The 8,312-nt window shown below is 70.0% G+C and carries 7 protein-coding genes and 1 pseudogene; 6 read left to right on the top strand and 2 right to left on the bottom strand.

All coding sequences use genetic code 11. The annotated features are described in order from the left end of the window. Positions 1–464, top strand: a pseudogene (locus tag C7C46_RS25795) (hypothetical protein); the annotation flags it as partial. A 45-nt stretch (positions 465–509) separates the two neighbouring features. Beyond that, on the top strand, positions 510–671 hold the full coding sequence (locus C7C46_RS35275; protein WP_181442519.1) for a hypothetical protein: 162 nt from the start codon (positions 510–512) through the stop codon (positions 669–671). Positions 672–902: 231 nt separating this feature from the next. Here the strand turns inward: C7C46_RS35275 and C7C46_RS25790 are convergent, their stop codons facing one another. Together C7C46_RS25790 and C7C46_RS25785 are read right to left on the bottom strand one after the other, a co-directional pair. Then, positions 903–1,334 (bottom strand): hypothetical protein, encoded by a 432-nt coding sequence (locus C7C46_RS25790; protein WP_110672316.1) that lies wholly within the window; start codon positions 1,332–1,334, stop codon positions 903–905. A 661-nt stretch (positions 1,335–1,995) separates the two neighbouring features. Further along, positions 1,996–2,760: a hypothetical protein gene (locus C7C46_RS25785; RefSeq protein WP_146259206.1), complete on the bottom strand. Its 765-nt coding sequence runs from the start codon at positions 2,758–2,760 to the stop codon at positions 1,996–1,998. A 922-nt stretch (positions 2,761–3,682) separates the two neighbouring features. On the opposite strand from C7C46_RS25785, the gene C7C46_RS25780 reads away from it, so the two are divergent. The 4 genes from C7C46_RS25780 (at position 3,683) to C7C46_RS36770 (ending at position 8,232) form a co-directional block, all read left to right on the top strand. Continuing rightward, positions 3,683–5,209 carry a S1 RNA-binding domain-containing protein gene (locus C7C46_RS25780; RefSeq protein WP_110672315.1) on the top strand — a complete coding sequence of 509 codons (1,527 nt, stop codon included), beginning with the start codon at positions 3,683–3,685 and terminating at the stop codon, positions 5,207–5,209. Positions 5,210–5,759: 550 nt separating this feature from the next. Then, entirely contained in the window at positions 5,760–7,283 is a 1,524-nt protein-coding gene (locus C7C46_RS25775; protein ID WP_425470120.1) for a Mu transposase C-terminal domain-containing protein, read from the top strand. 164 nt (positions 7,284–7,447) lie between these two features. Further along, the gene (locus C7C46_RS25770) at positions 7,448–8,077 is read left to right on the top strand and encodes an ATP-binding protein (RefSeq protein WP_245984914.1); all 630 of its coding nucleotides are present in this window, start codon (positions 7,448–7,450) and stop codon (positions 8,075–8,077) included. Continuing rightward, the gene (locus tag C7C46_RS36770) at positions 8,053–8,232 is read left to right on the top strand and encodes a hypothetical protein (protein ID WP_245984907.1); all 180 of its coding nucleotides are present in this window, start codon (positions 8,053–8,055) and stop codon (positions 8,230–8,232) included. Before C7C46_RS25770 ends, C7C46_RS36770 begins: the two co-directional genes overlap by 25 nt. Positions 8,233–8,312: the final 80 nt, after the last annotated feature.

Here is an 8,312-nt window from a genome sequence, read left to right as displayed (position 1 = left end):
ACTCGGAACAGGCCCTAGTGGACGCTCTGGTGACGCGCTGGGAGCCGCGCGGCGGCCTGGTTTTCGGCTGCCTGCTCGACCTCACAGGCTTGCCCTTCGAAGCGCAGTGGTGGTGGCAGTTCGCCGCCGGCGCCGGCGACCTCACCGCCGCCTACTGCCTCTACCTCCACCACATCCGAGCCGGCGAGCTGCGCGAGGCGGATCACTGGTTCCGCCAGGCCGCCCACCTGGACGAGGGCGCTACAGCGCCCCTGAAGCCCTCGCTGCCGGACATCGCCGGCTACCCGCGGCTGGTGTTCCGCCTGGCCGCGCCGATCCGGGACACCACCGGCCTGCCGAGCCCGGACCACGCGCTGCGTGTGGCCATCGGCGGCCTGCCCGGCGGTTCCGACGAGATGTGCGGGCCGTTCAGCCTGCCCACCGGCGACATCGCCCACCAGCTCCAGGAACTCGCTGCCCACTGACGCCTACCTGGCCCGCGCGCGCCAGGCCCCGACCGGGAGGACCCCATGTCCGTCCACGACCCCGCAACCCTCGCCCTGGCCACCACGGCCACCGGCTACATCGCCACCGTCACCGCCATCGCGCTGACTGCCGTTATTGCCCGCGACCCCGCCCGCAGGCGGGAAGCCCGCGTTCTGCTCACCCTGCTCCTCGGCCGTCGCCCCTGATCCCGCCCTGCTCGGCTTCCCTGCCAGCTTGTCCACCCGCCCGGGCGAGGCCGGTCGCCGGGCGGCTGCGCCGCGCCCAGGCCGAGAAGGCCGACCTGGCTCTGCCGCCCGGTGTGGACCTGGCTGCCTTGTACGGCGGCGTCAACGTCGAGGTTCCCGTGGCGACGGGGACTGGCCCGGATTACCGGAGGAAGGGGTGTCGTTCTACCCCTCGGCGAGTCGGGACCGCGATCAATAGTTCACCTGAAACATCGGCGTTCCCGCCCTGTCGTAGAACTCCAGCGCTCCTGGCTGAGTGCTGGGGATCACCAGTGAGACCGGGCCGTCTACGTACTGGCCTGGTCTAGGCATGGGTGCTCCGCTCAGGCCGTTGCCGTGCTGCCCGAGGTCAGTACAGGCTGCGGGGCCGATGCCTGCCTCCTGCGTCTGGCCGTCCTTGCCGTTCCACCGGGCTCTGATGAACGGATAGGTGTCCAGGTCTGCTGTGCCCGTGTTCTTGATCTTGAGTTCAACGCAGACGACCTCGGTGCCCGAAGGGATGGAGTACCCGGCGCTGGGGTTGGACGTGGTCGTCTTGACATCGACCAGGGTCACATCGGCGGACCCGGTATTGGTGACGACCACGCCGTCACCAACGGTGCGGACGGACAGCGTCTGCCCCACGGCTAGGGTCGGTGTCCCGCTGGACTGGGGAGCCTGTGATGTCCCGCTGGACTGCGGGGACTGCGAGGACTGGCCGACAGCGGGTGCAGGGCTCTGCACCGTCTTTCCGCCGGCGCCGCTGCTGCATCCGGCGGCCGCGAGCGCGGAGGCCACGAGGATGGATGCCACGCCAGCGCGTGCAAAGCCTCCACCGGGAAGCGCCGAGGACCCCGTCATGGCCGCTCCCGTCAAGAGGTGCCCCTTCCATCTACCCCTTTGTAGACGCCTGGTCGGCGGGGCGCTGCTCGGGTTGGGCCAGGTGGCGGGGCAGGTGCCCGTACGGCCCCTGCTTCTGGCCTTCCAGCTCCAGCTCACCGCTGAGCTCAGCCCCCAGCGCCGTTCAGGAACTGTGCCGTTGACGGTAAGCCACCGAAGGCGCCAGCCACCACCTGATGGTCAGCGCCTCCTGCTGCCCGCAGCAGTCGGGCTGGGGGTAACGGCGCAGCAACGCCGTTGGCCGTCGGCGCGTACGTCAGCCTCCTGACTGGACAGGCCTCGGGCTCGCAGGGCAGACGAGCCCACCGGACGCGAGCGATCCGTGGTGGGAGGTCTGGCAGCAGCAGGCCCGTGACTGCCCCAACCGCTGGGTGTGGCCGCCTGCCGGCTGGCGTCTTGGGCGGAGTTAGTTTGAGGACTGTGTGGTGGTGGGGCCGAGGGCTTGGTGGATCTTGTTGACGGCTTGCGTGTAGTAGGCCGAGGCCAGTTGGGATGATCCGCTTCCGATCTGGAAGTAGGCGTAGGTGAGTGCTACGGGGCCGAGTCGGTCGATGGCGAGGTATCCGTTGACCTGTACGCCGCGGTAGGTGGCGTCCATTCGTGCCGCCGCCGATCCGGGGCCGCCGAAGTTGATGGGGCTCAGGGTGAACGTCAGGGGTTCGGCACCGGTCGGGAAGGTCAGTGTGTGGCAGGACGTGAGGGCCGCCCGGGCCTGGGCGTAGTCGGTGGTCAGAGCGGCCGGGGTCTCGGTGAGGAGCGACTCCTGCACGAAGGGCCCGGTGCTGCCGGCGGTGAGGAGCACGTCCTGTTGAACCTGCTGGGTCGTGCTGGCCGTCCCGTTCAGCATGCTGGCCAACGGCTCGCAGCCCGTGACGGAGGAGCCGCCGGTACCCGTGGTGTCGCTCGCGCTGCTCGAGGCGGCGAAGGCCGGCCCCAGCTCGCCCGCCGTCAGCAGCGCAGCCTGCAACTGTGCTGCGGTCAGCAGCGCGGTCGATGCGGTGGCAGGAGCAGAAGAGCCGGCTGCACTTGTCACGGTGACACTCGGGGTGACGCCAGAAGATGTCTTCGAGCCTGCGCCGCAACCTGCTGCGCCCCCGATCAGGAGGAGTGCGGCAGCTGGGAGCGCGCATCGGGCGAGCCGCTGATGGCGAGTTCGCGCAGTGTGGGCCATGGGAGTCTCCCTGGCGCTACTGAGGGGTTGCTTCACTCTCCAGTCTTCTCCCGCTCCCCACCCTGCGCTCCCCGGCTCTGCTCGGGGTGTGACCTGTTGGTGTTGTGTGGCGTAAATGGCCTCATACGCCGTCTTGTCTGGACCAATTGTCGAGACTGTTCGAGTGGCTAGCAGGGCTGCACCCGCCTCGCTTTTGGTGACTGTGTGTGGTGGTTGGGCGGGTTGGGGGGTCTGCTGGACGCCCGTTCGAGTGGTGGGCTGTTTTCGGTTGGTGTTTGGGCCATCGAATTGCTGTGGGAGCTTCTGTGGAATTGGTTATTGGCTGAGTGCCGATGGTGTTCCGAATTCGCGCCTTGAGGGTGGCTGGTGGGGCGGTGTTCGGTTTCGTGGTGGTAGCGGCGGCCCCGGCAGCTGTCGCGCCCCTGACGTGTGGAGTGCTGTCGCGTGCTGTGAGGGCGCGGTAGCGGCTCGGTCAGGATCCGTCGCGCGCCTGCGTGTCGGCACGTGGCAGCATCTCGCCTGATGATCGGCGTGTGGTTTTCAGTGGTTCGGCGTTGTTGTTCACCGGGTCCTGGGTGGTCTGTTTCTCCTGTTCAGGGGGCGTGTTGTGGGTGGGCGCGGTGAACGGGGGGACCGAGGTGGCAGTGAAGTGTCGCGCTGAAGTGCAGTGAAAGTTGGACGCCGATCGCTATCGCGGCCGCCTGGGTGGCTTGGGTCCTGCTGGTGACAGTTGGGGCGGCCCGGGGCTGATGCTTCGGGAGGGTCGGATATCGGGAGCGTCATCCTCGTCGGCTGCGGCAGGATGGCCCGATGAGCTTCTTCCGTCGACGTCAGCAGTTCCTGCCACACCCCGACAACGGCGTGAACGCCTTGGAACGTCGCCGGGCCGCAGTATCGTGCTCGGCTGCTGTGGGGCATTGACGTGCTGCCTTACGTATACCGGATCACCAAGTACAACCCCGCGGACCGTGACGAGCGGGGTTACTACATGGGGGCGGTGGAGGCGGTCAGCGACCACGGGTCCGTCGAGGCCGCCTACCTCGAGGCGGTTGCCGCCTTCGCCGAGGACACTGGTGTGCGCCAGCTCTCTGTCCGCGAGCCTCAGGCCGCGCTCGGCTTCGTGCACTTCGGCCTGGAGCCGGCAGTCGAGGATGGTGGTCTTGCAGGGCTCTTCCCGTCCGATCTGACCGGCTTCCACGACGGGGCGCAGGTGCCGGTCCCGGTCGGCTTGGAGCTGGTGCGGGCGATGCTGCGCGACAGCGGCGCCTGGTGTCGCCTGGAAGTCGAGGACACCTTCGCCGTGCACGTCGGCTGGGACCAGTACGTGTACGTGGGCAGCAACGTGCCCTGCGAAGCGGCCGTGGCGCGCACCCGCGAACTGGGGCTCTTCCCCGAACCGCTGGATGCTTCCCCATACGAGGCGGTGTTCGACGAGCCGGGTGAGCAGCGCCCCGCCGACGATGTCTTCTGGGCGCGGGTGCGCTGGTGCGTGGCGATGCGCGAGGCGGCGCTTCTGGAGGAGATGCACCTCGACAACGCTTCCCGCTGGCACCGGCTCGGTGGCGGCACACTCGATGCGGTGCGCGTCCGGCTGACCCCGCGGGCACGCCTCGCGGTCTGGCCGGACCTCCTCTCCACCGATGTCGCCGCAGTTGTGGCCGGCCTCCCGGACGAGGGCCTGGTCGAATGCGTATGGGAGGACCAGGATGGCCGGATTACCAGCACGGTCGCCGACGAGACCGAGTTCCCGGCACTGGCCGCCCAGGTCCGCGGCGCACGTGCCGCTGCCGTCCTGCCGATGGACGTCGATGAGCGCAGCCCGCTGTTCACGGCCGTGCTGCCCGACGGGGACGGCGTCCTGCGCGCACGCTGGCGCACGGAGCCGACCCCGAGTGACCGGGACTGGGCCTTCCTGAAGACCCTCCGCCGCGGTCGGGCCGTGACCGGCACCGTCACCGAGATCGCGAGCTTCGGCGTCACGTTCGTCGACCTCGGCGGCTTCACCGCGATGATCAACATTCCCGAACTGTCCTGGCGGCACATCAACCATCCCGCCGACATCCTCACGGTCGGGCAGGAGATCACTGCCGAGATCCTCGACGTGGATATGGTCCGGGAACGGGTACCGCTATCCCTCAAGGCGCTGCAGGAGGACCCGCTGCCGCAGGTCGCGCAGCAGGTCGGGAAGATCGTCACCGGACCGGTCACCAAAATCGTGCCGTCCGGCGCGTTCGTCCGTATCGAGGACCGGGAGGACGGCTTCGAGGGGCTGGTGCACAACACCGAGCTCTCCGAACCACCCGCAGACCGGCCCGAGGATGTTGTTCAAGTTGGCGACCTACTCACCGTGAAGATCATCGATGTCGATCCCACCCGGCGCCGGATTGCGCTCTCGCACACGCAGGCTCGTGCCACGAGCCCCGAGGAACACCGACATGTCCGACGGTGAACTCGATCCGCTGTGGCTCGAGTCGGAATCGACCTGGACCGCTCGAAACTGATCGGCGGGAGCGGGCCAGCTGGTCGGCTCGCTGCGCATCGCCGGGAGCGGTGGCGGTCGGCTCGTGTCCGGCGTGTGACTTTCACTGGGTTCAGCGGCAGCGTGCACATCCGGGGCTGGCGGCTGGCGCGCTGGTCAGAGCCCCCGTAGGTGGGGCCCGGGTGCACGGCCTGACCAGGATCCGGTGAAGTGTCGCGTCGAGGCCATGGTGAAGAGCGGACGCTGACCACCGTCGTGGCCTATCCGACAAACCCCTCAGGAGCCTGGCCGCCGTGTTTGCGGCTCTGGTGAAACATCGCCCGCGGAGCTTCCCTTCGATCGGGTGCTGTCTTCCGGCGTGTCGGGATGAGACCGGGAGAGGGAGGACAGCCTGCCGCTGAAAGAGGGCCGCCGGCTCCGAGGATTCGCGGGTCCCATGTCGTCGACAGGCGGGGGTGTGGTGGTGGCTCTGGATCCGCCCAGAGTGGTGCCGGACCGGGAAGCGGCGGTGGTCCGGTTGATGGATCTGGACAGCCGGGGCGAGCTGACGACTGCTCACGTCCGCCTGGTCGCCTCCTCGCTGCAGGTCACCGTGCGGGCGGTGTGGTATTGGATTGCCGCGGCGCGTAAGGAAGGCCGGTTCTCGCCGCGCCCCCGCGCGCAGCTGACCGTCACCCCGGAGATCCGCCGTCTGCTGGCGTTGTGGGGCGGGAACGTCTCGGCCGTCCACCGCGAACTGGTAGCCCGCGCAGCAGACGACCCCGCAGCAGGGCCTGCGCTGTCGCTGTCAGCCCTGCACCGCGCGGTGGTGCGGGAGTTGTCGGTGGGGGAGCGGGCGGGTCTGCGGGGTGGGGAGGCGGCCCGGCGGGCGTATGACGTGTTCGGGAAGCGGCCGGTGTTGTGGAGGAACGCGTGCTGGGAGGGCGATCACAAGCACGTGCCGGTGCAGGTCGATGTCGAGGGCGAGTTGGCGTGTCCGTGGATCACCTGGTTCATCGACTGCGCCACCAAGTACATCCTCGGCCTGGCTGTCACGCCGCACGCCCCGTCCAGGGACGCGGTGCTGGCCGCGCTGCGCACCGCGATCACCCGCACCGAACCGTTCGGCCCGGCAGGTGGCCTGCCCGCCCTGGTGCGGGTCGACCGCGGGAAGGAGTTCCTGTGCGCCACGGTGACCGCCGCGCTCGGTGCGTTCGCCGTCCCCGTCCATGACCTGCCGGCCTACAGTCCGCACTTGAAGGGCACGATCGAGGCGTTGAACGACGCGGTTCAGGAGATGTTCCTCGTCTCTCTGCCGCGCTACACCCATCGTCAGAAGCTCACCGGCGGGCGGCTCGCCGATCCGGACGCGCCGCCGCTGACGTTCGCCGCCTTCGTCGCGCTGCTCCTGGACTGGGTCCACCGGTGGAACACCGGGCACCGCCCGGCCGACCTGGGCGGCCGCACCCCCACCGAGGCGTGGAACGCGGACCCGACGCCGCTGTGCGACGTCCCGCCCGAGCACCTCGCGTTCTTTGCCCTGGAGGACGACGGCCGCACCCGCACGATCACCACGAACGGCGTCTCCTGGCGCCGCCGTGCCTACATCGCCCCGTGGATGGTGGGCCACACCGGCACAAAGGTCCGCCTGCGCCACCTCCCGCACCACGACAGCGAGATCGAGGTCTTCGACGCGTCCACCGGCCGCCACCTCGGCGCCGCTCATCTCGCGGAACAGGCGACCCGTGAACAGGTCCGCGCCCTGCGCGCGGCCCGCACCGCCGCCGCCCGCCGGCTGCGCGCGGACCTGAAGGCCGCGGAGAAGCTGCGCCGCCAGCGGTTCGCGGCCGCGACCACCCCGGCCCCGCCGCGCCCGCTCGGCACCCTGACCGCAGCCGAGGCCGACGCCGAGCTCGCGGCAGCCGACGGCCGGGACCTCCAGGCGCTGGCCCTGCCCGGACTGCTCCCGCACACCCCCGTCCCGGACGGATGGGTCCTGCCCCGCACCACGGCGCATGCCGAGCCCGAGCGCGCCGACGGCGGCCCAGCGGATCCGCCGGCCTGAACGGCCGCAGCCCGCACCACGCCGCAGTCACACCCGTGTCCGCCAACGACCCCTCTCAAGCCCCGCCCATGCCCACGGCCCCGGCCCGATGCCCCCACTTCAGCCCCACCAGCCCCATCTGCCTGCCCGTCCCCATCTCTTGAGCCCCGTAGGAGCCCGCAACCGTGACCACCGCACCCGCCGTCCGCCCCGGCATGCTGCCCCCCGAGCGCGCCGACCACTACCTGCACTTGCAAGGCGCCTGCACCGTGGCGACCGAGGCGCTGCGCACCGCCCGGGAGAACATCGCCGCCACCCTCGAGGCCAGGGCGATGATGTGCATCTCCGGCGCGGCCGGCAACGGCAAGTCCTTGTCGGTGAATGCCTCGCTGCGCCTGCTCGCGCCCCACGACTCCTACCGGATCGCGTTCCGGGCCCGCCCCACTCCGCGCGACATCCGCCACGAGCTGTTCCGCGCCCTGGGCCTGCCCGGGGAGCCCCCCGGGCGGCCGATCGAGTTCGATGCCGTCCTCAAGGACGCGCTCTCCCGGGGCTTCCACGTCCTGGTCTGTGACGAGGCCCAGTGGATGTCACGGGAGTGTTTCGAGTACTGGCGCTACCTGTGGGACGACCCGGCCACCGACATCGCCGTCGTCTTCGCCGGCGGCGACGGCTGCGCGAAGGTGCTGCGCCGCGAGCCAATGCTCGCCTCCCGCGTCTACATCTGGCAGCAGGCCCATCCGCTCACCCTGCCCGAGGTCCTGGCCACCATCCCGGCCTTCCACCCGCTGTGGGAGGGCGTGCCGCCGATCTGATCGCCCTGGTCGACAAGCAGGCCGCCCACGGCAACTTCCGCGCCTGGGCCCGCATCACCAAACTCGCCACCGACGGCCTCACCGCCCAGGGCGGCACCCGTATCGACGAGCACCTGCTGCGCCAGGTCTACGACCGCATCGGCATCAGGACGTGAACCCGCGCCCGTTGCCCGGTGTCACCCTGGCTCTCGACCCGGGCGACGACGCCGCCTGCACCAAGGCGGCCCTGGCCGCC

Origin of the sequence: Streptomyces tateyamensis (genome assembly GCF_003205575.1) — a bacterium.
In the GTDB taxonomy this organism is placed as follows: domain Bacteria; phylum Actinomycetota; class Actinomycetes; order Streptomycetales; family Streptomycetaceae; genus Kitasatospora; species Kitasatospora tateyamensis.
This window is presented reverse-complemented; position numbering and strand designations above follow the sequence as displayed.